Source organism: Kordiimonas laminariae, from assembly GCF_023008165.1.
GTDB lineage: Bacteria > Pseudomonadota > Alphaproteobacteria > Sphingomonadales > Kordiimonadaceae > Kordiimonas > Kordiimonas laminariae.
In genome coordinates this window covers 38,644-65,162 of sequence record NZ_JAKQZA010000003.1, presented here as the reverse complement: position 1 = coordinate 65,162, position 26,519 = coordinate 38,644, and the positions used below count along the sequence as shown (strand labels likewise).

22 protein-coding genes are annotated in these 26,519 nt (G+C 46.8%); 13 read left to right on the top strand and 9 right to left on the bottom strand.

Features of this window, described 5'->3' with window-relative positions:
• Window positions 1-125: 125 nt before the first annotated feature.
• The 5 genes from MF542_RS06230 to MF542_RS06210 all read left to right on the top strand — a co-directional run bounded on the left by MF542_RS06230 (window position 126) and on the right by MF542_RS06210 (window position 5,718).
• Window positions 126-1,634 (top strand): FMN-binding glutamate synthase family protein, encoded by a 1,509-nt coding sequence (locus MF542_RS06230; RefSeq protein ID WP_343264862.1) that lies wholly within the window; start codon window positions 126-128, stop codon window positions 1,632-1,634.
• Between the two features lie 123 nt (window positions 1,635-1,757).
• Complete coding sequence (locus MF542_RS06225) at window positions 1,758-3,416, top strand: acetolactate synthase large subunit (protein WP_247017088.1); 1,659 nt, start codon at window positions 1,758-1,760, stop codon at window positions 3,414-3,416.
• Window positions 3,404-4,801: an aldehyde dehydrogenase family protein gene (locus tag MF542_RS06220; RefSeq protein ID WP_343264858.1), complete on the top strand. Its 1,398-nt coding sequence runs from the start codon at window positions 3,404-3,406 to the stop codon at window positions 4,799-4,801. Before MF542_RS06225 ends, MF542_RS06220 begins: the two co-directional genes overlap by 13 nt.
• Window positions 4,802-4,860: 59 nt before the next feature.
• Window positions 4,861-5,259 (top strand): DUF3574 domain-containing protein, encoded by a 399-nt coding sequence (locus MF542_RS06215; protein ID WP_247017084.1) that lies wholly within the window; start codon window positions 4,861-4,863, stop codon window positions 5,257-5,259.
• Window positions 5,260-5,718 carry an ABA4-like family protein gene (locus MF542_RS06210; protein ID WP_247017082.1) on the top strand — a complete coding sequence of 153 codons (459 nt, stop codon included), beginning with the start codon at window positions 5,260-5,262 and terminating at the stop codon, window positions 5,716-5,718.
• On the opposite strand, the gene MF542_RS06205 is transcribed toward MF542_RS06210, so the two are convergent.
• Both MF542_RS06205 and MF542_RS06200 read right to left on the bottom strand, forming a co-directional pair.
• Entirely contained in the window at window positions 5,703-7,115 is a 1,413-nt protein-coding gene (locus MF542_RS06205; RefSeq protein WP_247017080.1) for a protein adenylyltransferase SelO family protein, read from the bottom strand. The two genes, MF542_RS06210 and MF542_RS06205, sit on opposite strands and share 16 nt — an antisense overlap.
• A complete protein-coding gene (locus MF542_RS06200; RefSeq protein ID WP_247017078.1) occupies window positions 7,112-7,729 on the bottom strand; it encodes a nitroreductase family protein in 618 nt (205 codons plus the stop codon). Before MF542_RS06200 ends, MF542_RS06205 begins: the two co-directional genes overlap by 4 nt.
• A 79-nt stretch (window positions 7,730-7,808) precedes the next feature.
• Between MF542_RS06200 and MF542_RS06195 the strand changes: the two genes are divergently transcribed.
• The 4 genes from MF542_RS06195 (at window position 7,809) to MF542_RS06180 (ending at window position 11,795) form a co-directional block, all read left to right on the top strand.
• Complete coding sequence (locus tag MF542_RS06195; RefSeq protein WP_247017076.1) at window positions 7,809-9,095, top strand: PQQ-dependent sugar dehydrogenase; 1,287 nt, start codon at window positions 7,809-7,811, stop codon at window positions 9,093-9,095.
• Window positions 9,082-9,483, top strand: a complete 402-nt coding sequence (locus tag MF542_RS06190) for a c-type cytochrome (RefSeq protein ID WP_247017074.1) — start codon at window positions 9,082-9,084, stop codon at window positions 9,481-9,483. Before MF542_RS06195 ends, MF542_RS06190 begins: the two co-directional genes overlap by 14 nt.
• Window positions 9,431-11,455: a TonB-dependent receptor gene (locus MF542_RS06185; RefSeq protein WP_247017072.1), complete on the top strand. Its 2,025-nt coding sequence runs from the start codon at window positions 9,431-9,433 to the stop codon at window positions 11,453-11,455. The genes MF542_RS06190 and MF542_RS06185 overlap by 53 nt, the downstream gene beginning before the upstream one ends.
• A gap of 91 nt (window positions 11,456-11,546) precedes the next feature.
• A complete protein-coding gene (locus tag MF542_RS06180; RefSeq protein ID WP_247017070.1) occupies window positions 11,547-11,795 on the top strand; it encodes a hypothetical protein in 249 nt (82 codons plus the stop codon).
• Between the two features lie 60 nt (window positions 11,796-11,855).
• On the opposite strand, the gene MF542_RS06175 is transcribed toward MF542_RS06180, so the two are convergent.
• The 5 genes from MF542_RS06175 to MF542_RS06155 form a co-directional block, all read right to left on the bottom strand.
• Window positions 11,856-12,452 (bottom strand): methyltransferase family protein, encoded by a 597-nt coding sequence (locus tag MF542_RS06175; protein ID WP_247017068.1) that lies wholly within the window; start codon window positions 12,450-12,452, stop codon window positions 11,856-11,858.
• Between the two features lie 131 nt (window positions 12,453-12,583).
• A complete protein-coding gene (locus tag MF542_RS06170) occupies window positions 12,584-13,459 on the bottom strand; it encodes an AraC family transcriptional regulator (protein ID WP_247017066.1) in 876 nt (291 codons plus the stop codon).
• 91 nt (window positions 13,460-13,550) lie between these two features.
• Complete coding sequence (locus tag MF542_RS06165) at window positions 13,551-15,464, bottom strand: hybrid sensor histidine kinase/response regulator (protein ID WP_247017064.1); 1,914 nt, start codon at window positions 15,462-15,464, stop codon at window positions 13,551-13,553.
• A 163-nt stretch (window positions 15,465-15,627) separates the two neighbouring features.
• Complete coding sequence (locus MF542_RS06160) at window positions 15,628-16,845, bottom strand: serine hydrolase domain-containing protein (protein WP_247017062.1); 1,218 nt, start codon at window positions 16,843-16,845, stop codon at window positions 15,628-15,630.
• Window positions 16,846-16,928: 83 nt separating this feature from the next.
• On the bottom strand, window positions 16,929-17,864 hold the full coding sequence (locus tag MF542_RS06155) for a fatty acid desaturase family protein (protein ID WP_247017060.1): 936 nt from the start codon (window positions 17,862-17,864) through the stop codon (window positions 16,929-16,931).
• Between the two features lie 159 nt (window positions 17,865-18,023).
• Between MF542_RS06155 and MF542_RS06150 the strand changes: the two genes are divergently transcribed.
• Complete coding sequence (locus tag MF542_RS06150; protein WP_247017058.1) at window positions 18,024-19,883, top strand: alpha/beta hydrolase family protein; 1,860 nt, start codon at window positions 18,024-18,026, stop codon at window positions 19,881-19,883.
• Window positions 19,884-19,982: 99 nt separating this feature from the next.
• Here MF542_RS06150 and MF542_RS06145 read toward each other — a convergent pair whose 3' ends face one another.
• Together MF542_RS06145 and MF542_RS06140 are read right to left on the bottom strand one after the other, a co-directional pair.
• The gene (locus MF542_RS06145) at window positions 19,983-21,317 is read right to left on the bottom strand and encodes a M23/M56 family metallopeptidase (protein WP_247017056.1); all 1,335 of its coding nucleotides are present in this window, start codon (window positions 21,315-21,317) and stop codon (window positions 19,983-19,985) included.
• A complete protein-coding gene (locus tag MF542_RS06140) occupies window positions 21,317-21,691 on the bottom strand; it encodes a BlaI/MecI/CopY family transcriptional regulator (protein WP_247017054.1) in 375 nt (124 codons plus the stop codon). Before MF542_RS06140 ends, MF542_RS06145 begins: the two co-directional genes overlap by 1 nt.
• Before the next feature lie 345 nt (window positions 21,692-22,036).
• Between MF542_RS06140 and MF542_RS06135 the strand changes: the two genes are divergently transcribed.
• From MF542_RS06135 to MF542_RS06125, 3 genes are all read left to right on the top strand, one after another.
• Window positions 22,037-23,581: a peptide MFS transporter gene (locus MF542_RS06135; RefSeq protein ID WP_247017052.1), complete on the top strand. Its 1,545-nt coding sequence runs from the start codon at window positions 22,037-22,039 to the stop codon at window positions 23,579-23,581.
• 165 nt (window positions 23,582-23,746) lie between these two features.
• Entirely contained in the window at window positions 23,747-25,189 is a 1,443-nt protein-coding gene (locus MF542_RS06130) for an amidohydrolase (RefSeq protein ID WP_247017050.1), read from the top strand.
• On the top strand, window positions 25,186-26,481 hold the full coding sequence (locus MF542_RS06125) for an amidohydrolase family protein (protein WP_247017048.1): 1,296 nt from the start codon (window positions 25,186-25,188) through the stop codon (window positions 26,479-26,481). The genes MF542_RS06130 and MF542_RS06125 overlap by 4 nt, the downstream gene beginning before the upstream one ends.
• The last annotated feature ends 38 nt before the right edge of the window (window positions 26,482-26,519 follow it).

The window sequence follows — 26,519 nt, the reverse complement described above, 5'->3', positions numbered from 1 at the left end:
CAAACAATATAGGGACAAATAAACTAACATACTGCTCAACTATTCTTTACCGTCCGTTATTTGCGGAAAGTTTAGTGGTATCGTTGTATGATACTCCCTCATTATTAGGAGAACAAACGATGAGTATGGGCCAAATTCCTGAGTTTGTTGTAGCATTTCTTGAGCTTTTATCTTTTCTTTTTATCACCGTAGTCGGTTTGGGCGTGCTGTGGTTTGCCTTTACCTATGTGCGGGATAAAACACAGACAGAAAGTACGCTTAGGCGCAATTATCCGGTAATTGCACGTTTTCGGTATTTGTTTGAACATCTTGGCGAGTTTTTCCGTCAGTATTTCTTCGCGCTCGACCGGGAAGAAATGCCTTTCAACCGCGCGGAACGTTCCTGGGTTTACCGCGCTGCTAAAAATGTTGATTCAACAGTAGCTTTTGGTTCGTCCAGAGATTTGCGCCCTGCGGGCACCGTATATTTCGTGAACTGCCCTTTCCCAACACTTGAGAAAGATGCGGAAGAACCATCAAAGGTTCAAATCGGGCCATATTGTAAGCATCCGTATGAGACAGATAGTACCTTCAATATTTCCGGTATGAGCTATGGTGCGATCTCTATTCCTGCTGTTCTGGCTCTTTCAAAAGGCGCGAAAAAGGCCGGGATGTGGATGAATACAGGCGAAGGTGGTTTATCTCCATATCACCTTGAAGGTGGTGCAGATATCGTATTCCAGATTGGTACTGCCAAGTTTGGTGTGCGTAAGCCAGAAGGTGGTTTTGACGAAGCAAAGTTGAAAGCGGTGGCGGAACGTGAACAGGTGAAAATGTTCGAACTGAAGCTTAGCCAGGGCGCAAAGCCGGGTAAGGGCGGCATTTTGCCGGGTGCCAAGGTAAATGAGGAGATTGCGAACATCCGCGGTATCAACGTGGGTGAAGATGCAATCAGCCCGAACCGTCATCCTGAGATTGACAGTGTGGATGATCTTTTGGATATGCTCCATTACGTACGCGAAACAACTGGCAAACCAGTCGGCTTTAAGGCGGTGGTTGGCGCTTATGGTTTCTTTGAAACTATGTGTAAGCTGATTAATGAGCGCGGTATTGAAAGTGCGCCTGATTTTATCACCATTGATAGTGCTGATGGTGGTACAGGTGCAGCTCCGATGAGTCTGATCGATAACATGGGAATGCCAATCCGTGAAAGTCTTCCGTTGGTTGTTGATATCCTAAAGAAATATGGCCTTCGTGAACGCATTAAAGTGTGCGCAAGCGGTAAAATGATCAATCCGTCAGAGGTTGCATGGGCTTATTGCGCAGGCGCTGATTTCGTGAATTCAGCACGAGGCTTTATGTTTGCACTTGGCTGTATTCAGGCACTTCAATGTAATAAAAATACATGCCCGACAGGTATCACTACGCACAATGAAAAACTTCAATATGGTCTTGATCCAGCTTCGAAATCTGAGCGGGTGGCAAGCTACGCGAAGAATATGAAAAAAGAGGTAGGTATCCTTGCTCACAGTTGCGGCGTGCCTGAACCAAGACAGCTAAAGCGTTATCATGCACGTGTCGTACTTGATAATGGTAGAAGCATTTCTATGGATGAGCTCTATCCAGAGCCAGAGACACAGAAAGCGGCTGAATAATATTTCGCATATCTAAAAATCGAACGGCAGGTTTCGGAGTTAGGAACCATACCTGCCGTTTAAATGATGATGCTAACCCCCATATCAAACACTTATTTCAATTTATTACCCCAGGAGGACAGTATGAGTTCGGCTAAAACAATGAAAGCTTCTGACCTATTTGTAAGAGCCCTAGAGGCAGAAGGGGTGGAATATATCTTCGCTGTCCCCGGTGAAGAAAACCTCGATCTTTTGGAATCTCTTCGCTCCTCAACTATCAAGCTAGTACTTACCCGCCACGAGCAGGGTGCAGCCTTTATGGCGGCAACATATGGCCGCCTTACTGGTAAAGCTGGTGTGTGTATGGCAACGCTGGGGCCGGGTGCCACAAACTTTGCAACGCCTGCAGCCTATGCACATCTTGGTGGTATGCCGCTTATTATGATCACAGGCCAGAAACCTATTAAAAAATCAAAGCAGGGCCAGTTCCAGATTGTGGATGTGGTGAGCCTTTTTGATCCGATCTGTAAGATGGCTAAACAGATTGTGCATGGTAACACGATCCCTGCGCTGGTTCGTGAAGCGTTCCGTGTTTCCGAAGAAGAGCGCCCGGGCGCTGTGCTTCTGGAACTCCCTGAAGATATTGCTGAAGAAGAAACGGATGAAGCAGTGTTGCAGCCGCATCCACGTCACTATGCGGTGGCTGACCATACTGTGCTTGAGGAAGCAGCAAGCCTTATTAAAGAAGCAAAAATGCCGCTTCTTCTGTTGGGTGCAGGCGCAAACCGCAAAGATGCACGTGAAGCCCTTAGCAAGTTTGTAGAAACTACTCGTATTCCATTCTTCAATACCCAGATGGGTAAAGGTGTGATTGATGAGCGTTCGGAACTATTCCTTGGTACAGCGGCACTCTCAGATGGTGATTATCTTCACTGTGCAATTGACCGGGCTGACCTTATTATTAATGTCGGCCACGACGTTGTGGAAAAACCACCGTTCTTTATGGAAGAAGGCGGTAAGAAGGTTATCCACGTGAACTATAAAGCCGCTCAGGTGGATCAGGTTTATTTCCCACAGGTAGAAGTTGTTGGTGATCTCGCGCGTTCGATTGAGCGTCTGGAAGAAAAGCTGGGTGGTGTTGTTTCCTGTGAGGACGCTTACTTCAATAAAGTGCGTACGGAAATTGAAAGCCACACAAGCGAGCTTGTAGATGATGGCCGTTTCCCGATTATCCCGCAGCGGTTTGTGGGCGATACCCGTAAGGTTATGGGCCCGAAGGATATTATCGCGCTTGATAACGGTATTTATAAAATCTGGTATGCGCGAAACTATAAAGCTTACGAGCCAAACACAGTGCTTTTGGATAATGCGCTCGCAACAATGGGGGCGGGTTTGCCGTCTGCCATGATGGCGGCGCTCCAGTATCCAGACCGCCGAGTGATGGCGATTTGCGGCGATGGTGGCTTTATGATGAACAGCCAAGAGATCGAAACAGCCGTGCGCCTAGGGCTTAACCTTGTGGTGACAGTGCTTAATGACAGCTCATACGGTATGATCCGCTGGAAGCAAAACCAGGCCGGGTTTGAAGATTTTGGTCTTGAGTTCAATAACCCTGATTTTGTGCAGTATGCCAATAGTTATGGCGCAACCGGACACCGTGTTGAGCGCACCGAAGATTTAGTACCTACCTTTGAAAAAGCCTTTAAGGCTGGCGGTGTGCATCTTGTTGATGTGCCTGTGGATTATTCAGAGAACAAGCGCGTTCTTATTGATGAACTTGCAGAAAAGGTATGCCTAATATGAGCACTGAAATGCGCGAAGTAGTAAACCCATATAGCCTAGAGGTTATTGGCTCAGTACCAATGTCAGGCTGGGATGAAGTTAACGGTATGCTTGATGCGTGCCACGGTTTGGCAACAGATCGCAGCAGGTGGTTACCTGCTTACAAGCGGATAGAAGTGCTGAAAAAACTCGCAGAGCTAATGCGTGCGCGTTTTGATGAGCTTGCTTACCTGATCGCAAATGAAGGTGGTAAGCCGCTTGTTGATGCTCGTGTGGAAGTGGACCGTGCCATTGATGGTGTTGGGCTGGCAATCCATGAAATAGGGTTGATGACAGGCAAAGAAATCCCAATGGATCTCACCGCTGCCGGTTCTGGCCGCATCGCGTTCACCCAGCGTGAGCCAATCGGTGTTGTGATTGCAGCGTCAGCGTTTAACCACCCGCTTAATCTGATTGTGCACCAAGTGGCACCAGCTATTGCAACGGGTTGCCCAGTAATTGTGAAGCCTGCGGGGGATACACCACTTAGCTGTAAAGCATTTGTGGATATGCTGTATGAAGCAGGCCTGCCTAAGGAGTGGTGCCATTTTGCACTCTGTAACAATCAGGTTGCTGAGCAAATGGTAACAGATGGCCGCGTGGCTTTCTTTTCTTTCATTGGATCAGCGCGTGTGGGCTGGATGCTCCGCTCCAAACTGGCACCGGGTACGCGCTGTGCGCTTGAACATGGCGGCGTAGCCCCCGTGTTGATTGAAGAAAGCGCCGATGTGGATGCAATGATCCCACTTCTTGCTAAAGGTGGTTTCTACCATTCAGGACAGGTGTGTGTATCTGTACAGCGTGTGTTTGCACCGCGATCGATGGCTCAGTCTGTAGCTGAAAAGCTGGCTGCTGAAGCGTTGAAACTAAAAGTCGGTAACGCAACAGACGAGACAGTTGATTGCGGCCCACTTATTCGTCCGCAGGAAGTTGACCGGGTAGAAGAATGGGTGAATGAAGCTGTGGAAGCTGGCGCGAAGGTATTAGCTGGCGGAAAACGTCTTGGTGATACCACTTATGCACCAACTGTACTTCTTGATCCGCCAACGGACGTTCGGGTTTCTAGTATGGAAATCTTTGGCCCTGTGGTGTGTGTCTACAGCTATGATGATATGGACGATGCTATCAAGCAGGCTAATGGTTTGCCGTTTGCTTTCCAGGCATCAGTGTTCACCAAGAATCTAGATGTAGCCATGAAAGCTGTACAGAATTTTGATGCAACGGCTGTAATGGTGAATGATCATACTGCGTTCAGGGTTGACTGGATGCCGTTTGCTGGGCGCAGGCAATCTGGCTACAATACGGGTGGTATTGGGTATACCATGCATGATATGACCCAGGACAAAATGGCCGTTATCAAGCTTTAATGTTCAATCACCAAGTTTAGTGATAGAGTGCCCCCGAATGAAAGTTCGGGGGTATTTTTATGCGTAAAATTCTGCTTGTTCTGATGCTTTTATCTGCCGTTTCATCATCGGCTTTTTCCAAAGATTTTGAATATAAAATCTATTTTGGCCTTTCTAAACCAGAGGGTGGCGCTGTTTCTCTTGCGGAGTGGCAAGCTTATGAAGCTGAATTTGCCAAGGCATTCGTAGGCTTCAATGTAGCGAAAACCATTGGTTATTATAAAGGAGCTAAGGAACGTTCCCGCCTTATAACCTTGATTATGGATGATTGCCGTGAAGCAAAGCTTGATGAAACACTTAAGCGGTATGCGGTCCGCTTTAATCAGGAAAGTGTATTGGTTGTGAAAACGAAACTCGAGAACTGGAAATCAGTTTCCAAAACGGCGGTTACCAAACTCAATGATAAATGTGAGGGATAAATGGAATACGAACTGGCTTATAAATTTATTAATTTAGGTGTTTTACCAGCGTGGCTGCTTTTATGGTTTCTACCGAAATCAAGAGTAACCGCAGTTATCGTACACAGTGGTTTCTATCCGCTGCTGTTTGGTACAGTTTATACCATATTCCTCGTGCGCGGTATTTTCTTTGGCGCTGCGGCTGAAGGGGCTGGTATGTCGGATGCCGCGAGTGTTGCTGCTTTCTTTAGTCATCCCAACGGTGTTCTTGTAGGGTGGGTGCATTATCTTGTGTTTGATCTGTTTGTGGGCGCATGGATTGGCCGGGATGCTGAGCGGCACGATTTCGCTTGGTATATTCGCATACCAAGCCAGTTATTTACCTTTGTATTCGGGCCGGTAGGGCTGTTGATCTATATGATCATCCGTAAACTAAAGGGTGTTGGGTTGGCGCTGAATGAAAATCAGGCGAGCGCCTGACCCATCTCTCTAATAGCTTCAAGCTTTTGGTGGAAGGGTTTCCAGTCGTCACGCTCTGTGATGTGGGACCACAACTCTTCCACCTCTTCGATCAGCATGGTGCATGGTTTACCGTTCAGGAAATACGCGTTGCTTAGAGCAGCTTCATTAACCGGATCATAAGATTTTAACGCTGCAATAAATTCACCATAGCTTGGCTTACTATAGTGGTGAGCCTCTGGGCCTGTCATCGCACGATCTTCGCTTGCACCGCCGCCATACCAGTCGAAGAAAAAGCGTTCGTATGGGAAATTCTCTGTGGTCATAAATTTATTTAAATGAGTGAGGAGTTCATCATCAATCTTGTCACCCTTTGGTTTGATGCCGAGGCGCCGCAACAGCTTTTCCCGAATGGTGCGTAGATAAACCTCAGGATATACGGCCAGCACATCCTTTAAGGCCTGTTCTTCGCAAATATCTGCAAGTGCTCCGCCGAGCTGGTATATGTTCCAGTGCAGTGCATCTGGCTGATGCCCGAAAGAATATAGACCGTGTTCATCAAAATAGGCGGCGGTGAAAGCAAGATCCATTGTCGGTAGGAAACGCCACGGACCAAAATCAAACACCTCACCTGTGATATTGATATTATCTGTATTGAGAACACCGTGGACAAATCCGGCTGCCATCAGTTCAGCAGCTTGTATGGCAACTTTCTCAGTTACCAACGAGAGGAACTTGAGCGCACGATCTTGCGCTGAGCCAGATGGTGTCTCACCGTAATAATGAGTTAGGCAGTAGTCCACCAACTTACTGATCAACTCAGTTTCCGTGAAATAAGCAAGTCGCTGGAAAGTGCCAATGCGAATATGGCCGTGATTAAGCCTTACCATAACAGCCGAGCGGGTTGGAGATGGTTCATCACCCCGGTGCAGGCTTTCACCTGTTTCAATGATGGAAAGCGTGCGGCTTGTATAAACGCCAAGTGCTTCCAGGAGTTCTGTTGCCAATATTTCCCGGTAGCCGCCTTTTAGGGTCAGGCGACCATCACCAGATCTGCTGTAGGGAGTGCGTCCACTTCCCTTAGTGCCTAAGTCCATCAAACGGTTGTTTTGGTCTCGCATTTGTGCAAACAAAAAGCCGCGACCGTCCCCAATATCAGGGTTATAATGCCTGAACTGATGCCCATGATACCGCTGGGCAATTGGCTCCATCAAATTGCCGGGCAGTGGATTAAACCGCCCGAAATGGTTTGTCCATTCTTCATCTGTTAGCCCATCAAGCCCAATCTCGCTGGCTGCTCGGTCGTTTCTGTACCGGATGATTGTTTTCGGGAAGTCGGCTGCTTCCACTTCATCGCCGTATCCTTGCCCTAAGGTAAGGAAAGCGGGTTCAGGCTTGTAATTTGGACTAATAATCATGCTTTAGGGAAACCAAAATATACTTGTTTGTCAAACTCTGGTCGCGGACGTTCGGTTGGTTGCTCCTCGGGATGGTTGCCAAGGAACATAAAACCAGCTACTTGCTCCTGTTCACACAAGCCTAATCCTTTTGCCACATGGCGGGAGGTTGATGCCCACCCGGTAAGCCACTGGCTTGCATAACCAAGGGCGGTGGCAGCAACTAGCATGTTCTGGCATGCGGCCCCTGCGGAAAGCCACTGTTCCCAGATCGGGATTGGACGTGCGCTAGATGGACTGAATACTGCAATAATGAGTACAGGGCCTTGTGTGGCATACCCTTTCATTTTCTCGGCAACGGTTTCGCGGGCATTATTTTCTGCCTGCAGGGCTTCAGCGATCAAATCACCAAGCTTTTCCTTTTCATTACCTTCAAGTACAATGAAACGCCAGGGCGCAAGTTTGCCGTGGTCGGGCACACGCATGGCAGCTTGTAATATCTGTGAGATAGTTTCTTTGTCAGGGCCGCTGCCAACCATATCACGGGCTTTTACACTGCGGCGATTTAACAGTAGGTCCATGGTTTTCGGATTTGGTGTATTGAATACACCTTTGGATGTATTTTCGTTATGCACGGTAATTTTACCTTCAGTTAACTAGTGGCTGGCCCTTTTCTACGTTATAGCTAATCACTCCGATGCTGAGAGGGAAGACATGATTAAAAATATTTTAGCGGCAACCGTAGTTTTGGGGGGAACAGCGGTAGTGAGCGCAGGGCCGGCACCACTTGGTGTTGATGAAAGCGCCACAGTTAATCCTGAAACAGGTATTCGCCTGCCGGAAGGTTTTAAAGCTACAGTATTTGCAGATGAAGTTGGTTTTGTTCGTCATATTGTTAAGGCGGATAACGGTTGGCTTTATGGCGCTTTAATGCGCCCGAAGAACCGTATGGGTCTGGTGGCTATGCGCGATACAGACGGCGACGGTGATGCAGATGAAACACTTTATTTTGGTAATAAACTACGTGGTACCGGAATCGGTATTTATGACGGGTACCTATATTTCGGTACTGATGTAAGCATTATGCGCTGGAAGCTGCCGGAAGAAGGCGGCATTCCAACAGAAAAGCCGGAGCTTATTGCGCATGGTTTTATTGAAAAACGCCAACACGCAGCGAAAAGCTTTGCGCTTGATGGTAAAGGCAACTTGTTTGTAAATGTTGGTGCGCCGTCTAATGCTTGTATGGAAAAAGCTCGTACCAAAGGTTCGCCAGGTATGAACCCATGCCCGATTCTAGAAGACTTTGGTGGTATCTGGCGCTTTAGTGCTACCGAGCAAAACCAACATCAGAAAGATGCGGAAAAATACGCAACTGGGGTGAGAAACGCTGTAGCGCTTGATTGGAACCCACATGCTGATGGTTTATATCTCGCGCAGCATGGTCGTGATCAACTTGCTGAGTTTTTCCCGGAGCATTTCACTGTCGAAGAAAGCGCTGAATTGCCAGCGGAAGAATTCCACCGTGTAGACAGGGGCTCTGACATTGGCTGGCCTTACAGTTACTATGATCATCTTCAAGGCAAGCGTATGAAGATGCCTGAGTATGGTGGTGACGGCACTACAGAATCTGATATTGGCCAGATGCCACTGGCCGGTTTCCCAGGGCACTGGGCACCAAACGACCTGCTCTTTATGACAAGTTCAAAAGCACCTGAGCCATACAAACATGGTGCCTTCATTGCATTCCATGGTAGCTGGAATCGGGCACCTATGCCTCAGCAGGGTTACCGAGTTGCGTTTGTTCCTATGGATGTTGCAGGCAAGGTTACAGGCAAGTGGGTGACCTTTGCAGATGGTTTTGCAGGCACGCAGGAGATCCGTTCCCCTCGTGATGCAAAGCACCGTCCGATGGGCCTCGCAGAAGACCAAGATGGCTCGCTCTATATCTCCAGCCTGATGTCTGGTGGGCGCGTTTGGAAAGTGAGTTATGAAGCAAATTAGTATTCTATCAGCCCTCATCATTTTGGTGGGGGCTTTCTCTATGGCGGCAGCTCAAGAGGCTGACGTGAAGGTAACTGGTAAATCGCTTTATGAAGCTAATTGTGGCACATGCCACCAAATTGATGGCAGCGGCGTTATGTTCTTGCAGCCTGAACTGATTGGTAGCGAGCGCGCAAATGGCCCCAAGGGCGGTGTAATCGATATGATCCTTTTGGGTAGCGCAGCTGTTGAGCCGGGCACCAGCGACTACGGCAACGAAATGCCGGGTTTTGATTTTTTAACCGATGAAGAAATTGCATTAATCGCATCCTATGTACGTACCAACTTTGAAAACGATGGCGGCTCCGTTAGCTCTACTGACGTTCAGTCTCGCCGCAAACAGCGCTGATAGCCTTCCTGAAGAAATCGATGTCACTGCCGAACGCCTTAAAGTTAAAGCTGTAGGGCAGAGCGTTACGACAATTGATGTAGAGGATAGTGTTGCGCTTAGAATTGATAGCCTCTTATCTGAAGTGCCGGGCGTTGGCCTTTTCAGACGCGCGAACAGCTTAAGCGCTCACCCAACTATTCAGGGCCTCAATATGCGCGGTGTTGGCGCAAACGGGGCTGGCCGTGTGCTTGTAACGTATGACGGTGTGCCTATCACTGATCCGTTTGGTGGTTGGGTATATTGGAGCGGTTTGCCTAAACAGGCGATCAAGGAACTCCGTGTTCAAAAAGGCGGTTCGGCTGGTTCAGGTGGTGCGCAGGCGCTTGTAGGCCGGGTTGATATTATTTCTGATGTACCTGAGGAAAGCGGCGGCTTTGCCTCAGCATCTTTTGGTGCCTTTGATAGCTATGACCTTAGTGGCGGATTGTCTCTGGTTGGTGAAAAAGGGTATGTAACCGTCACAGCAGGGCATTTTGAAAGCGATGGCTTTTTCCTTTTGAACGAAGAGCAGCGCGGCCCTATTGATACAAGGGCAGCGAGTGAAGCAACATCTGCGTCTATCAAAGCTCGTTACGCTCTGAGCGATAGTACAACGATTTTCCCAACCGTACGTTATTACCGTGAAGAACGGGAAAATGGTTTTGAAGAAGGTCTTAACGAAACAGAAGCAGTGGATGCCTCTCTTCGCGTGCTTCATGAAGCCGCTTCTGGCGCACTCTATGAGCTGACCAGTTATTACCGTGACCGCCAGTTTAATAATGTCTTTGTAGCAGCACGCGATGAACGTACAGTAGCACGCCCGGTGCTTGATCAATTTGATATCCCAGGATGGGGCGCAGGTTTCCTTGCCCGTGTTCAGTGGAATGGTTTTGAAGCGGGTGTTGATGGCCGCAGGAACAGCGGTGAAACCAATGAACGTTTCCGCAATCTTGGAGCGGGCTTTACCCGTGTTCGCCGTGCAGGTGGGGATCAGTGGATTGTTGGTGCATACGCAGATTATCAGGCAGATGAAACTTGGGGATCATTCAGTGGCTCCGTGAGGGTTGACCGCTATAAAACCTATAACGGGGAGCGAGTTGAAACCAACCTTGAAGATAGCTCTGAGGTTAGAAATGATGCGATTGAAAACCAGAGCGATTGGATATGGTCTGGCCGCATCGGGGCTGAACGCCGTATCACTGGTGCTATTGATATTAAAGGTGCAGCCTATAAAAGCTGGCGCCTTCCAACGCTGAATGAATATTATCGTCCGTTCCGAGTGGGCAATGATATCACAGAAGCTAACCCAAACCTTGAGGCAGAAACACTTTACGGTGTTGAGATTGGCTTCGAATATCAACCGCTCAATAATGTTGAGGCCAACATCACTTTCTTCCGCAACTGGCTGAAGGATGGTGTAGGGAATATCACCGTAGGCTTTGGCCCTGGTTTCTTCCCTCTTGGTGGATTTGTGCCAAACGGTGGCGTGCTTCGCCAACGTGCAAACATTGATGAAAGTATCACTGATGGTATTGAATTTGATGCGTCTCTTGGGCTTCAGAATGGCTTAAGTTTTGGGGTAGCTTATCTGTTCGCTGATAGCCGGATTAGTGATTTTGATGTGCGGCCAGAACTTGAAGGCTTACGGCCAGTTCAAACACCAAAACATAGTTTCACACTAAGTGCGGAAAAGCGCTGGCAAGGGGCTTGGTTGAAGGTTGAAGGCCTTTATCGTTCTGGTCAGTTCGACGATGATCTGAATGAACGCAGGCTTGATGATATCTTCACAGTGAATGCTGCGGCAAGGTTTGAAGTGAAAGAAGGGATTACCGCTTTCGCTAATATTGAGAACTTGTTTGATGCTGAGGTAATTTCAGCACTTTCAGCAACAGGCCTTGAAACCATCGCTCAGCGACGTTTCTGGCAGGTGGGCCTTGAGGTAACGTTTTAGCTACTTGCGTTAAGTGGGAAATCGGGTTACTGATCGCTTTATAACTAAGGTGCATAAGCACCAATAAAACATATGCGACAGGAGACGACCCATGAAACTACTTAACGCTACATTTGTAACTATTGCTGTGCTTTCACTTGGCGCTTGTGCTGTATCTATCGAAGGCGGTAACGGCCGCTACGATGATCATCACAACAATTACCTGACAGTAACACTACCATCTGGTGATCGTGATGAGTTCAGCTGCCCGACAGAGATGCAAATCTTTGTGGAAGATAACCGTGCACAAGGTGGCGGCCTTACATATGGTTGCCGTTCGGTTGACGCTGAAGAAGGTTAGACCCTCAAGAAGCTAAACAAATGTAGCCGGCCTATTTTATAGAGCCGGCTATTTTTATACCTAAAGCCAGCGACGTACACGCTTGCAGTAACAATCATATTCCTCACCGAATGATTGGCGCATGAAGGCCTCTTCATCTTCGATGATTTTTCCAATGAGGATAGCGGTAGCTAACATGGAGAAAATCGTAATAGGCCCTGATACAGCTAGCGTTGCGCCGATCACGAAAATCATAATGCCTACATAAATTGGGTTGCGGCTGTAGCTGTAAAGCCCGCCAGTAATAAGGTTCTGGCTATCTTCTTTATTTTCGGGAATACCGATACGCCAGCTTTTACCCATATCAATTTGGCTCAAGATAGCGATGCCAATACCGAGCGCCATAAGCGCAACTCCAAATACAGAAAATGGATGGGTAAAACTATAAACCAGCTGATCCAGCTTTGGAATGAAAGGCCGTATGAGCAGATAGCCATCCAACACAATTGCGACGGCTGATGCCATGCTTTCAGAAAGTGTTTTCTTTTTTGAAAGTACAGAGAGCACCGACACGCTCTCTTTTCTGGAAAGGAACAGGATACGAGAAAACCCCCAAATCAGGGCAATGTTTATCAGAGCAACGGGCCCCCATAATACGATGAATTCTGCAGTGAACATATGCGTCTCCGGTTGCAGTATAATTGAAACGCTATGGATAATAAAATCTGTAGCAACTACAGAATCAAGATGTTTTTTATAGGCCTGCGCTATGGATGTTTCGCACAGGCCTTCCTGCTGTCGTGGGCAGGTTATTTCAGCGGTACATATATATCAGTGATCATTTCGCGTTCGGACACATCCGGGAATAGAGTAACCCTATGGAAAAACATCGGAAAATCTCCAAGTGTTTCATTAGCATCTATCAACAAGTTCTCAAACAGATTGGAACAAGTTTCCCCTATAGTTTCATCGCGCCCAATATGCCTGAGCACGGCACAGCGGTTTGCGGGGATGGTTTTGGTTACAACACCATATGAATTTTCAGCTACGTCATGCGTGGTGGATGCGCATATGTCAAACCGGAAGTCGGTGGGTGTGGTTAGGAAAGGGTCATCATAAACGATGTTATAGGTTTCGCTAATTTGTGGTGATAGCCCTACCCCTTTGCGCCATGCGATGAATGTCTGTACAGAACTGAGAATTGTATTGGGGTTGCCTCTGTGTTCCAGCACTGCAATTTTTGTTTCAGGGAAATCAATGAAAGTGAGATCGGTTGTTGAAGGTGATTGGGACATAATTAAACTTCTAGCCTCGCTAATGGGTTTAAGTTGCTCGTACCAAAAGCACCAGTCAGGTGTTTTCCGAAAAAGAGAAGGAGGTTGTTGAAATACTTTCTTGAATGCCCGTGAAAAGGACTCAGAATTTTCATAGCCCGCATCAAAAGCGATTTCCGTTATTTGGAGTTCTTTGCGAAAAGCTAACTGGTAGGAAGCTCGTTTAAGCTTTAGAAGTTGAACATAGTTGCCAATGTTTATGTTGGCATGTTCAGCAAAAGCGCGGTGAAAATGATACATTGAAAAACAGGCTACTTGGCTCAACTGAGTAACGGATAGCGATGTATCCAAATGATCGTCTATATGATCGATTACTCGTTTAAGCCGTTTTTGTGTTTCTGTTTGCATCATGCTTCCTTTTCTTTGGTGAGGCTAAGATGCAAGCATATGGCCGCAACTTCCTGACAGTAATTGCGGAGTTCCAAAATAAAGTAAAGAAGCCTTAGTGCGGTGGTTGCGAACGCTCTTCAATGCTGCTGATTAAATGCGATTGGATGGTGTCGAGTGCAGCCAATACATCAAGGGGTTTTGAGAGATAATCCCGAAAGCCGAGTTCCTTTACCTTATCTTGTGTGGCAGTGGTTACATCTGCAGTGATTGCAACAATGGGAACATTAATCGTGCGGGGGTCTTTTTGTAGAATGGAGAAAGCTTCAAGGCCACTCATCCCGGGTAAGTTCAGGTCCATGAGAATTAGATCATAGCCTTTTCTTTTTGCTAGTTCGATACCCAGTTCTGCGGTAGGGCAACTTTCCATTTCCACGCTATCTACATTCAGTAACAAGTGTTCCAAAAGTAAAATGTTTGAAGGGTTGTCTTCAATATACAATAGTTTTGCGCGGGTGTTTCTGGAGACTGCACTGTACTGCTGTTTTTCTTCATGAGTGTACTGGTAGTTAGATTGTGTTTCACTAAAAGGGATTTCAATCCAGAAGCTTGTACCGGTAGGTGAGCTTTTGAAATCGATAGAACCATTCATCATATGCATCAGCGTTTGTGAAATAGATAGTCCGATACCTGTACCTTCAACAATGGTATTTTCGTGACCCAACCGGGTGAAGGGGGTAAAGATTGTATCGGCTTGATCTGCCGGTATTCCAATGCCTGTATCTTCTATAAGTATTCTCAGATTTTTTTCGACTTTTTCACATTTGATGCGAACTGAACCTTTTGGTTTGTTGTATTTAACCGCATTGCTAACAAGGTTTAGAAGAACCTGACGAAGACGCATCTTATCTGCTGTAATGATGTAATCTTCATGGGCGGTGAAATCTAATTTCACATCAATCTCATATTTTTCCGCAAGCGGAGCAATAAGCTCCTTGCAGGAAGCGATAACTTCGGAGCTATTTGTATCTCCTAGCACAATATCAATAGCGCCATTTTCAATTTTGGATAAATCCAGCACATCGTTGATAAGGGCAAGTAGATGATCACCGCTTCTCAGAATAAGCCGCAAGGATTCACGTTGCTGTTTATTCAGTGGGTTGTTGTTATCCATCTGCAGGAGCTGGGCAAAACCAAGCACAGCATTGAGAGGGGTGCGTAGTTCGTGGCTCATGGAAGATAGGAATTCGGTTTTCGCTTTATTAGCGCGTTCAGCGTCCTCCTTGGCTTCTAGCAGATTGTTTTGGGCTTCGGTTTGTTCTGTCAGGTCTCTTACAATACCAGTGAAATAGAGTTCCCCGCCCAATTTGGTCTCGCTTACCGCTAAATATAGAGGGAAGATTGAGCCATCTTTACGCTGCCCTTGAACTTCACGGCCAATACCAATGATTTTGGCTTTGGAAGTTTCAACGTAGGACTGAATATAACCGTCGTGTTCTTTCTTATAGGGGGCAGGCATCAGCATTTTAACATTCTGTCCAATCATCTCTGATGATTGATAACCAAATAATTCCTCTGATGCTGGATTGGCTGCATTAATGATACCTCGGTTATCGATTAAGATCATGCCGTCTACGACAGTATCCCAAACAGCTTGAAGGCGGCTGCTTGAGGACCGGGCATCTGTTTGCAGCCGTCTATATTGTTGTGCCAGATAAGCTGCTGCCCACATCGGTACAGTACCTAAAAGGTTAGTCAAAAGCATAGTGCCGGAGACATCTTGACCATAACGGTAAAAAACACCTGATATGTTGAGCGCGGTGAGTATTACAACGGCCATATAGGGGATGTTGGGGTTAGCAAAGCTTGCCGAACAAAGTATGACACCAATAAGCGCAAATTCACCTAAGGCTGGTGGAATAATATCAGGCCTAAATACGCTGTAGGAAACTGCATAAACCAGTAGAATTATTGAGATAACAAGGAGTTGCCAGGGCGCTAGAGAAAATCTGGAAAACAGAGCCGGCATACGTTTTTGTCTCCTAAATAAGGAATGTGAGACCCCCGATTAAAACGATACTATTTTACTCTTGATTTGAACCTTACCCCAAAAACGCGAATTTTCCAAACCTATTGGGAAAATAAAAAAGCAGGCTCTGAGCCAGCTTTTTTAGTGTGCTATGTCTGAATGATTATTCGTCGGCTGCAAGCTTCTTGGCAATCTGTTGGAAGGCAGTAATAGTTTCGTCCTTCTGCATTTTGTTTTCCGGGTTGGTGAAGCCTTTGTTTGCACTGGTTTTTGCAATGATAATGTTTGTGCTTGGGTCTACATATATAAACTGGTGGTAAATACCTGAAGCCATATAATCACCTCGTGGTTTTGATGGGGTCCACCACTGAAAACCGTATCCGTAAGGCGTATCTGAACCGGGGTTATTAAAACCAGCCATCAAATGAGGAGCGCTTGGAGTTACGCTGTCTTTCACCCACTGTGCTGGAACAATGCGTTCCCCGTTCCAATTTCCTTCATGGAGATATAGTCTGCCCAGACGCGCCATATCTCTTAGGCTTACAGACATGCCGCCCATAGCCACTTCCATGCCTTCACCATCAATGGCCCAAATACCTTCATGCTCCATACCAATTGGCTGCCAGATTTTCTCCTGAAGATAGTCTGTAAGGGTTTTTCCAGTGACATTTACAAGCATCATGCCGAGAACATGGGTATCTACACTAACATAGTTATTGAAAGTACCGGGTTCGCGTTCACTTATGAGGCTCGTTGCAAAATCATCAAGTGACCCGCCAGTTGCGATGGCCATAGACATACGGTTTACGTCCGAGGAGAGATCACCATAATCTTCTGTAAAGCGAATACCGGATGACATCGTTAGAATATCCCTGATGATCACGCCATCATAACCACTACCTTTGAGTTTCGGTACATACTTGGTGATTGGATCATCGATGCTTTCAATAAGACCGTCTTCGATCGCAATACCAATAAGTGCGGAAACAAAAGATTTGGTTACTGAGAACATGTTATGGCGGTCAGTATCTTTCTCGCCCTGATAATATTCCTCAAACAAAATGGTGTCGTCTTTTACAACAAGCAGACCTGTTGTCCCCGTGATCTCGAGGAATTCGGCTAAATCCTTAGTCTTCCCGTCATATTCATACTGTTGTGGGATAGTCTGCTCAGCGCGTTTGAACTCCCATGGCGTGCTGGTTTTAATCACAGAATGTGGGAATTTGGCGGAGCTTGTCCGGAAGTTTTCTGTTATCTTTTCCGTATCGTAAAAAGTCGCAAGCTCATAAAAGCCCAAACCGAAGTTCACAGCTACATAGCCCCCATAAAGCACTGCTCCAGCGATAGCTACCTTAACGCCTGTTTTCCAAGAAAAAGCCACGGATATCCTCCCCATTCCGATTAACCCCTGTCTTTATGACCTAAATCAGAATGGGAAAAAGTCACAGAAAAAATGTGAGAAGGCTATAAGGCTGCGTTCAGCTTAAGCACGTCCCAATATCCCTTTTTTATCTCCATGCGCTCCCCATATCCCTTTTCAAGCATCAATTTATGAACTTCCTTGAGGCGGTAGCAGGGTACAAATGGCAGCACATGATGCTCGATATGATAGTTAACCCAGTATGGGGCTACTGTCGCGCGTTCAAAGATGTTTGCGAGCGTGGTGCGGCTGTTTTTAAGTGGGTCTTCTAGGTCAGGCATGGTGCAATGTTCGGCAATATTTCTGATCCGAAGCACCAGCATATATGTGGTGGCTAGAGGCAATAGCCACATTAAGAAATAAAGCTCAGGCATGCCTGCGAGGAAGAAGCCAGCGAACATTACTGCATTCATGAAAATTGGGCCTGCATAGAAATCAAACAAACGTTTTCCGCGGCCTTCCTTTTCTCCCCAGAAATAACGGAACAGACCGACATTAGTGCGGACAAATGCAATACCTGTAAGGTCACGTAGGAATTTCCGTGCCATACTTGGCTTAGTCACTGGAAAGGGAGTATATAGGAAGTTCTCAGGATCTTTCTCCGTGCGGGTAAAACGGTGATGGGCCATATGACGGATACGGTATCCATGCACGTTTAACAGCACAGGCCAGGCTGTAAACCACTGGGTAATTCTTTCATTTAGGTTCCGGGTTCTAAAAAGCATGCCGTGGCTGCCTTCATGCATAAGGATTGAAAGCCCTAACTGACGACCACCAACAACGATAAGCATTACAAAAAATGTAATTGGATTAGGGAGTAGTAGATACAGCGCCCAGGCTGCGGCAATCATTGCCCAGCAGTGAAAGACCAGCCAGAACCCCCACGCGTCAGACCGTTGCCTGATCCGGTGGCTTTCTTCCTTGGTTAATATATCAGATGGCTTGATTATCTGCCACTGCGTCGAAGAATGTTTTGCCATGATATTGTCCCGTTATCCTTGAGTTATTATTTGGCGCAATTAGGTTTTATGGCAAGTAAATCTGATACCTATCCGGGATGTTATAGAAGGCCGTAGCGGCATTAAGTGGAAATTGACCTTTTGCCCAGATACTTGCATGAATAATGCATGGGAATATTCATGAGAAATTTGCTGTTTATTCTGATTATAGCTTTGTTTGTGCCGTCATACTATGCAGTGGCTGACGAAGCACTTATCCAGCAACTGTCGGATAATCCGCTAATAGCGGAACCTATGCTGTCAGAGGATGGCCATTTCATTTCAGCTTATACAAGAGAAACGAAGCAAGCTCAGCTTTCTGTTTGGCGTTGGGAAAAGGGGTTTTCGAATAGGGAGAAGCTCCCGTACCAACGATCACAAGTTCTTTGGACCGCCTGGGTCGGTGATGGCCGTCTTTTATTGTCGCTTAAAGAAGGTGGCCTTGTTCTTTATGATGCTCATATTAAGCGTTTAAAGCCGCTTATAGAAAACGGGGGACCAAGGCCTAATGAGCTACCTCCGGTGCTTTTGAGTGCGATCCCAGATGATCCGACCAATATTTTAATGCAGTGGGAAGACCCAAAAGTTAAGGGTTACCCAGCTGTGTACCGAGTGGATGCAGTGAGAGGTGTTTCGACGAAGATTATCAGTGCGTGGGCGCCGGTTATCCGCTGGTGGGCTTCTCCTGAAGGGGAAGTAAAACTTGGGGAAGGCTTTCAGGGCAATAACCATATCCTTCTAGGGCCTGACGTAGCTGGTAGTTGGAAGGTTATCTCAGAGCACGATTACATTATGGGCACGCCGCCTGCGGTTCTTTCGGTTGAAACAGGTGGTGCGACAGCACTTACACTTTCAGCGCATGCCAGTGACAAAAAGGCTCTTTGGCGGCTGGATATTAATAGCGGTGATTTTATAGATCGGCTGGCTGGGCATCGAGGATATGATATTGCTTCTGCTCTCATACATCCCGGTGCTGACGTTGTTTTTGGGGCAGTTTTCTATGCAGAAGGTCGGGAGGCCTTTGTATGGCAAAAAGGTTTTAAAGAGGAACTTCAATTTGTTGCGAATAAGATTGGAGAGGACAATATTTCTTTCCTTTCCAGTAGTAGGGACGGCAGGGTGAAACTTTTTATGGTGGACTATAGTCACCGTCCCCCATCTTATGTGCTTTATAAAACAGCAAAGAAAGAAGCAATGCTTTTACCTGAGCATAAGTATAGCTTGCTGCCGATGGTTCGAACAGAAAGCGCTTTCATTCCGGTAGCGAAAAGAAAGCTTATGCATACATTGATATCCTCGCCCAAAGGCGGCGACAAAGGGAAAGCAATTCTATATTTACACGGGGGTCCTCAAAGCCGGGCAGTGCGCGCATTTGATCCGCAAGTGTCTCTATTGGTTGCCATGGGCTTCACGGTGGTACAACCGAATTTCAGAGGTTCTACAGGATATGGGGAAGCTTGGAGGAAAGCAGGGTATGGAGAGTGGGGAGGCACCATGCAGCGCGATATATCCTCGGCCATTGATTGGGTAATCTCAAGTGGTTATGCGAGTGGTGATAGGCTTTGCATAATGGGGGGATCTTATGGCGGATATGCCGCCATGATGGCGCTAGCGTTTGATAGTCATAAACTGGCTTGCGGCATTAGTCTTAATGGCATTGCCTCTCTCAATGATTATGTAGAAAATTTCCGGGGAAGTCGGTTTGGTTACCTTAGCCTCTCTGCTATTGTTGGTGATAGCAGTGAGAAAGCACTGTTCCAGAAATCACCACTCCATAAGGTCAATTTAATAAGAGATCCGCTGCTATTATTGCACGGTACCAGTGATAGTGTTGTGCCGTTTCTTCACAGCCAAAAGATGGCGCGTCGGCTTTTGTCTTTGCGGAAAGAGGTTGAGTTTGTCGCTCTTAATGATGTTGGTCATGTGCTGAATACACCACAAGCATGGTCTGTGTATCTGAAGTATTTGCAAGAATTTCTTGAGGACCATGTTCGAGACTGAACAATGCCACCTCCCAGTAGGGTGAGAGATGGCATCTATCCCGGCAGCAGACCATATAAGGGAGTGCGATAACCTTAATTGTCGCCGGAAATTCTTATGTTATTTCAGGCTGGGCCATATTTTCCCGGGGTCTTCCCGTTTTTCATTCTTATAGGTTTCAATATGCACATGTGGCCCTGTTGACTGGCCGGTATTGCCTACGAATGCAACGACATCGCCTTCTTCTATTCTGTCGCCAACAGATACAGCATAGCTATCTAGGTGCGCAAAAACTGTTGTGATGCCGCTGGTTGATTGAAGCACTACCACTTTGCCCCATTTCGGATTGTTTTGGTAAACATCTGTTGCTGCCACAACGTAGGAATTGGCTGGGGCAAAGATAGGTGTGCCAATTGGGGCTGCCATATCAATTCCCTTATGAACCCTGCCTTCACGCATTGCTTCATAGGCTTGAGATTTGCAACCATCTACAATAGGTGCCAGTTCATTTCTGAAGGGAAGATTGATTTGTCCAATAGCATGCGCTGTGCTTGCCAGTGTTACTGAACCCCCTAGAACTCCCAAGAGGAAAGCTAGGAGGATGGCTTTATCGCGTTTTGGCTTGCGAGATGGGCCTATCCCTTTCATAATAGTCTCAATTCTCATTTTGTTACTCCACAAGTTGTGATTTGAGAAGGAAGCAGGAGGGCATTGCAGTGCCATTCCTGCTGGCTTGCGCAAAGCTGAAAGCAGTGCTTCTGCATAAGCTTTGCGCATTTTTTTTGTAGCCCGTTTCAGGGCGAAATTATCCGCTCTGATTTCACAGGCATTATGCCACGCTACAATCAACTTCTTTAAGAATGGATTGAACCAGAAGAGGGCTGATAATAACGCAAGGGCTGTCGCTATCTCGGGGTCTTTTTTCCGGATGTGCATTTGCTCATGCCGGATAATAAGAGCCTGTTGTTCTTTCGTTGTTGTTTCTAAAAGATCTTTAGGAAAAATAACTGCTCGTGTTGGCCAGCCAAAGGCATATGGCGGTATGTTTCTTTCAGAAATACGTATGTCTTCTGCTGTATCAGATGTTTTTGCAAAGTGGGCAATTCGGGCGAGTTTAACGTAACTATAGCCAAATCGGATAAGGCTGATGATGCAACCTGCTGCGATAACCAACTGAAAAATATCTATCACAGTACTTTCAGAGGTTGGCAAGCTTACTACTGCATTAAAGTTGGTGGTGTTCGAAATATCATCAAGGCTTGGCAGCCAGATATTGGTGGGAAGCATTGGTACCGTTGTTGGGAAAAGTATCCCTAGATACGGGGCGAACGATAGTGCGATTAAAAAAAGTACCAGATTGGGGTTTTTGCGTAGGTTTGCTACCTGCCGACCGAGCAATCGGTGCATAACAAGCAGAACAGCCGCCCAAATGATATGAAACAAAAGCGCTGACATTATGAACGCTCGCCTTCGTCAAAGTCTTTCATAAGTTTTTCAAGTTCTTTGATTTCATCTGGCTCGAGGATCTCACTGCCAGTGAACATGGAACCAGGAAGGGGGCCTTTTACCTCAAGAACACGGCTGATGAAATCACGGGTCATGCTGGCGAGTGTGGATACTTTTTCCACTTGTGCTGTATAAACCCGCACACCGTGGAATTCCCTCATGGTGACCATATCTTTGCCGACCATGCGCTCTAGTGTTTTACGGGTGGTTGAAAAACTCCAGCTCTTTGAAACGCTAACTTGCTCATGAATTTCACGTGCACTCAATTCGCCCTTACTCCAAAGCGCTTTAAGGAGCGGAAGTTCACTTGGGGAAATTTTCATAATGACCTCTCATTCATTTGTCGCAAATATGTGACAAATGTCACATTGAGTCAAGGCACGAATGAAAAGAAAGTAAATGTGGGCATTAGATATACTGATTCATGTGGTTTTCTGAACAGTTGTAAATCTTATAGGAGTGAAATCAGAATGAAGAGCAGTGGAGTAAACGAGTGCTTTTTCAAGGCTTTGAGCCATTTTTTCTGAAAATTAATCGTTTTTTCCTTCTGAATCTTACAGTTTTATGTTCTTAAATGTGGCGGGCGCTCTTTTTAAAGGCAAAGAGCCATGGGAGTTATCTGCGCAGAAAGACGCAGAAATACAGATCAATAATCAAGGGGTAAGTTTGTGAGCACAGTTGAAAGTTCGACCGAAGGGTCGCAGCAACGGGAGCTACTAGGACATCCTATAGGGCTAAGTATTTGTTTCCTAACAGAAATGTGGGAACGTTTTTCATACTACGGTATGCGCGCACTTTTAATTCTCTTTCTAACAAAGCATTTTCTTTTTTCAGCTGGTGAGGCCAGCCTGATTTATGGTGCTTATACAGGCCTCGTTTATATGCTGCCAGTTGTTGGTGGTTATCTGGCTGACCGTTATCTCGGTAGCCGGAAAGCGGTGACTTACGGTGCTATACTTTTGGTAGCAGGTCATATCTCGCTCGCCTTTGAAGGACCACAAGCTATCCTGAGCGGAGACGCGGTTGAAAGATCGGAACTGCACGTTTCAATCTTCTTCCTTTCTCTTGCCTTGATTATCACAGGTGTGGGCTTTCTAAAGGCTAACATTTCAACAATTGTTGGTGCGCTTTATGGGCCGAATGACCCACGTCGTGATGGTGGTTTCACTATCTTCTACATGGGTATTAACCTTGGGTCTCTTCTTGCAACGCTGCTTGTTGCTGGTATCGGTGAAACTTACGGTTGGGGCTACGGCTTTGGTCTTGCTGGTATTGGTATGCTTGCTGGACTGGTGGTATTCTGGAAAGGTCAACACTTGCTTGAAGGTCGTGCGGATCCACCAAATGAAGAAGAATTGAAGAAGCCTGTATTTGCGGGTTTGAGCACAGAGTGGCTGATCTACCTTGGTGGTATCGTAGCTGTTGTAGCAATGTGGTGGCTGGTTCAGCACCAAACACTTGTTGGTACCCTACTTGGTGGTACTGGAGGCTTGATGTTGCTGATTGTGGTAGCATACGGCTTTATGAAATGTACAAAGGAAGAACGTGAGCGTTTGTTTGTTGCTTCTATCCTTATCGTATTCCAGGTGGTGTTCTGGGCACTGTTTGAACAGCAAGGCTCGAGCCTGACACTTCTTGCTGATCAGCAGTTTAATCGTGACCTTGGCTTGTTTACGCTGACAGCAGCACAAGTTCAGACGATGAACCCGCTATTCATTGTTCTTTTCGCACCGGTATTTGCCTGGATGTGGGTAAAGCTTTCGAAGAGAGGCCTAGAGCCTTCAACACCAGCGAAGTTTGGTATTGCGATGCTGCTTGTTGGTATTGGGTACCTTTTATTCTCATACGGCCTTGGTCTAACTGATGGCCCTGGTAAGAGCTTCTTCTGGTTATTTGTAATCTATCTCTTCATGACACTTGCTGAGCTGTGCTTGAGCCCTGTTGGTCTTTCTATGATCACAAAGCTTTCTGTAGCCCGCCTTGTTGGTATGATGATGGGTATGTGGTTCCTGTTCACAGCATTTGCGAACTTCGTAGCTGGTTTCCTTTCAAGCCTGACAGGTGCTGAAGGCCATGGTTCTGGCTCTGGTGAGCTAAGCGTTCCAGCAACAATTGATCTGTTCCACTCTGTGGGACTTCTTGCGATTGGTATTGGTGTGGTTCTCTTTATCCTGACACCGCTGCTACGCAAATGGATGCACGGCGTTCACTAAAAAAAGAAACACAGCTAAATGTGTGAAGGACGGCGAGGGTTTCCTCGCCGTTTTTTTATACTTAGATAAACGTAAGTTGTACCAGTGCTATAGTGACACATACTGTTTTGCTTGATAGGGTTTCGCCTGATCTGTCAGACACATGGCAGACATAGGGAGACCAACATGAAAAATTATAAAGTTCGAATGGGCGTTATTGCTCGTTCTGCGGCTAGCATGCTTGTGCTTGGGACAGTGCTTGCAGCATGCGGCCCGGAAGGCACCACCGAACAGGGTGCTTTTGTTGAAATCAACAAAGATCCATATCCATCCAGTTATACACCACTACCATCTGAAACTACGTTGATTACAGGCGCGAATATTCTTGACGGTAAAGGCGGCATGATTGAGGGGGGCTCAATCCTGCTGGAAAACGGTAAAGTTAAGGCTATCGGTGCCTCTGTGGAAGCACCAACTGGTGCACGTGTTATTGAAGCGAATGGCCGCTGGGTAACGCCGGGTATTATCGATGTACACAGCCACCTTGGTGTGTACCCAAGCCCGGGTACAGGCTCGCATTCTGATGGAAATGAAATCGGTGAGCCAGTAACTGCAGGTGTTTGGGCCGAACACAGTGTTTGGCCGCAGGACCCGGGTTTTGGCCGGGCAGCAGCAGGTGGTGTAACAGCGCTGCAAATTCTACCGGGGTCGGCAAACCTTATTGGTGGTCGCTCAGTAACCCTCAAGAATGTACCGGGCCGTGTTGCACAGGACATGAAATTCCCGGGTGCTCCATATGGCCTGAAGATGGCATGCGGTGAAAACCCGAAGCGTGTTTATGGTCGCGGCAATAACCCTGTAAGCAAACGCCCATCAACTCGGATGGGTAACGTGCACGGTTACCGTCAGGCATGGTCTGACGCACAGGCTTATCAGCGCGAATGGGAAAAGTATGAGCGTGATTATAAGGCTGGTAAAGATGTGTTACCGCCGAAGCGTGATCACCGTATGGAAACACTTGTAGGTGTACTCGACGGTGAAATTAAAGTGCATATGCACTGCTACCGAGCTGACGATATGGGTACGATGCTTGATCTGATGAAAGAGTTTAATTATCAGATCGCCAGTTTCCAGCATGGTGTTGAAGCTTATAAAATTGCAGACCGTTTAGCAGAAAACAATGTTTGCGGTGCCTTGTGGGCTGATTGGTACGGCTTCAAAATGGAAGCATACGACGGCATCCGTGAAAATATTCCTTTCATGCACAAAGCAGGTGCTTGCGCTATTGTTCACTCTGATGATGCTGGCGGTATTCAGCGCCTGAACCAAGAAGCTGCAAAGGCGCTGGCTGATGGTAATAAGGTTGGTCTGAATATTTCGAAAGCTGATGCATGGCAGTGGCTGTCTTTAAACCCTGCTAAGTCGCTTGGTATTGATAATGTTACTGGTACGCTTGAAGTTGGTAAAAATGCGGATGTTGTTCTTTGGTCTGCTGATCCATTCAGCGTTTATGCGAAGGCAGATATCACATTTGTAGATGGTGCTGTTGTGCATGATCGCAGTGATGCTTCCAAACGCCGAGTATCTGATTTTGAACTGGGTATGCCTGGTGAAGGAGACGTGAAATGAAGATGATGAAATCTCTCATTGGTGCTGCAGCAGCGATTGCGCTCTCCAGCACGGCTCTCACCGCAGTTTCCGCTGAAGATATCGCTATCACAGGCGGTACAGCTTATACAAATGGCGGTAAAGGCAAGGTGGAAAACGCAACCATCCTTATGTCTGACGGAAAGATTGTTTCAGTGGCTTCTGGTGGTGATGTGCCATTAGGTTACCGTACAGTTGATGCTTCAGGTAAATGGGTAACCACCGGTTTTATGGCTGCATCGGGTTCTATCGGATTGGGTGAAGTTGGCTCATGGGCAGATAACAGTGATGCGTCTGCCGCGAAGGCGAAAGACGGTATCGCTCTTGATGTCAAATACGGCCTGAACCCTCGCAACACACGTGTTGAAATTACACGTATTGAAGGGGTAACCCACGCGCTTTCTCACTTCAGCAGTGCGAAAGACCAGTGGGTTGGCACAGGCGCTGTTATTCGTCTAGCTGGTGATACACCAGGTGAAATGATCATCAAAAACCAGGCGATGATTTATTTGGATGCTGATGAAGGCTCTGCCCGTTCAAATGGTGGCAGCCGTTCTGTTCTCTGGCCGGCAATTATCAAGAAATTGAAAGATGCCAAGCCAAAGGATGAAGCAGAAAAAGAAGATAAGGAAGGCGATGACAAGAAGGATAAAAAGCCCAAAGAGAAAAGCGTAGCTGAAAAGAATCTAGCTGCTCTCTTTGCTGGTGATACATCCCTTGTTGTTTATGCACACCGGGTAACTGACATTGAACAGGCAATTGCGCTTAAGGAAATGTTTGGTTTCAAGGTGATTGTAATGGGTGCTCGCGAAGCTTGGATGGTAGCTGATAAGCTTGCTGCAGCCAGTATCCCTGTAGTTCTAAATCCACATGATAACTTGCCGTCTCGTTTTGACATGCTGGCTTCCACGGGGGCTAATGCTGCTCGCTTGAATGCAGCGGGCGTGAAAATTGCCTTTTCACCAGTTGATACATCAAATACACGCCTGCTGCCACAGGCTGCCGGTAACGCTGTAGCCATGGGACTTCCTTGGGAAGCTGCCGTTGATGCGATGACTGTAAACCCTGCTGAAATCTTCGGTGTTAGCGCTACCTACGGTACGATGACTACAGGTAAAGATGCTGATGTTGTGGTGTGGAATGGTGATCCACTTGAGTTGATGACAAGCCCGGATACTGTCTTTATCGCGGGAGAGGAAATTCCGCTTGTATCACGACAGACCAAACTTCGGGACCGTTACCTGAATATTCCAAGAGCGCCCGGTCTAAACTAGGGTGTTCTAGAAAAAGTGATAAGAAAGCCGAGGGTTCC

Excerpts from the sequence above, each read along its gene's own strand:
- MF542_RS06150 (WP_247017058.1), top strand. The coding sequence starts at position 18,024 with ATGAGAAATTTGCTGTTTATTCTGATTATAGCTTTGTTTGTGCCGTCA.
- MF542_RS06140 (WP_247017054.1), bottom strand. The coding sequence starts at position 21,691 with ATGAAAATTTCCCCAAGTGAACTTCCGCTCCTTAAAGCGCTTTGGAGT.
- MF542_RS06145 (WP_247017056.1), bottom strand. The coding sequence starts at position 21,317 with ATGTCAGCGCTTTTGTTTCATATCATTTGGGCGGCTGTTCTGCTTGTT.
- MF542_RS06175 (WP_247017068.1), bottom strand. The coding sequence starts at position 12,452 with ATGTTCACTGCAGAATTCATCGTATTATGGGGGCCCGTTGCTCTGATA.
- MF542_RS06230 (WP_343264862.1), top strand. The coding sequence starts at position 126 with ATGGGCCAAATTCCTGAGTTTGTTGTAGCATTTCTTGAGCTTTTATCT.
- MF542_RS06180 (WP_247017070.1), top strand. The coding sequence starts at position 11,547 with ATGAAACTACTTAACGCTACATTTGTAACTATTGCTGTGCTTTCACTT.
- MF542_RS06205 (WP_247017080.1), bottom strand. The coding sequence starts at position 7,115 with ATGATTATTAGTCCAAATTACAAGCCTGAACCCGCTTTCCTTACCTTA.
- MF542_RS06225 (WP_247017088.1), top strand. The coding sequence starts at position 1,758 with ATGAGTTCGGCTAAAACAATGAAAGCTTCTGACCTATTTGTAAGAGCC.
- MF542_RS06195 (WP_247017076.1), top strand. The coding sequence starts at position 7,809 with ATGATTAAAAATATTTTAGCGGCAACCGTAGTTTTGGGGGGAACAGCG.
- MF542_RS06185 (WP_247017072.1), top strand. The coding sequence starts at position 9,431 with ATGGCGGCTCCGTTAGCTCTACTGACGTTCAGTCTCGCCGCAAACAGC.
- MF542_RS06190 (WP_247017074.1), top strand. The coding sequence starts at position 9,082 with ATGAAGCAAATTAGTATTCTATCAGCCCTCATCATTTTGGTGGGGGCT.
- MF542_RS06215 (WP_247017084.1), top strand. The coding sequence starts at position 4,861 with ATGCGTAAAATTCTGCTTGTTCTGATGCTTTTATCTGCCGTTTCATCA.
- MF542_RS06130 (WP_247017050.1), top strand. The coding sequence starts at position 23,747 with ATGAAAAATTATAAAGTTCGAATGGGCGTTATTGCTCGTTCTGCGGCT.
- MF542_RS06220 (WP_343264858.1), top strand. The coding sequence starts at position 3,404 with ATGCCTAATATGAGCACTGAAATGCGCGAAGTAGTAAACCCATATAGC.
- MF542_RS06170 (WP_247017066.1), bottom strand. The coding sequence starts at position 13,459 with ATGATGCAAACAGAAACACAAAAACGGCTTAAACGAGTAATCGATCAT.
- MF542_RS06155 (WP_247017060.1), bottom strand. The coding sequence starts at position 17,864 with ATGGCAAAACATTCTTCGACGCAGTGGCAGATAATCAAGCCATCTGAT.
- MF542_RS06165 (WP_247017064.1), bottom strand. The coding sequence starts at position 15,464 with ATGCCGGCTCTGTTTTCCAGATTTTCTCTAGCGCCCTGGCAACTCCTT.
- MF542_RS06210 (WP_247017082.1), top strand. The coding sequence starts at position 5,260 with ATGGAATACGAACTGGCTTATAAATTTATTAATTTAGGTGTTTTACCA.
- MF542_RS06125 (WP_247017048.1), top strand. The coding sequence starts at position 25,186 with ATGAAGATGATGAAATCTCTCATTGGTGCTGCAGCAGCGATTGCGCTC.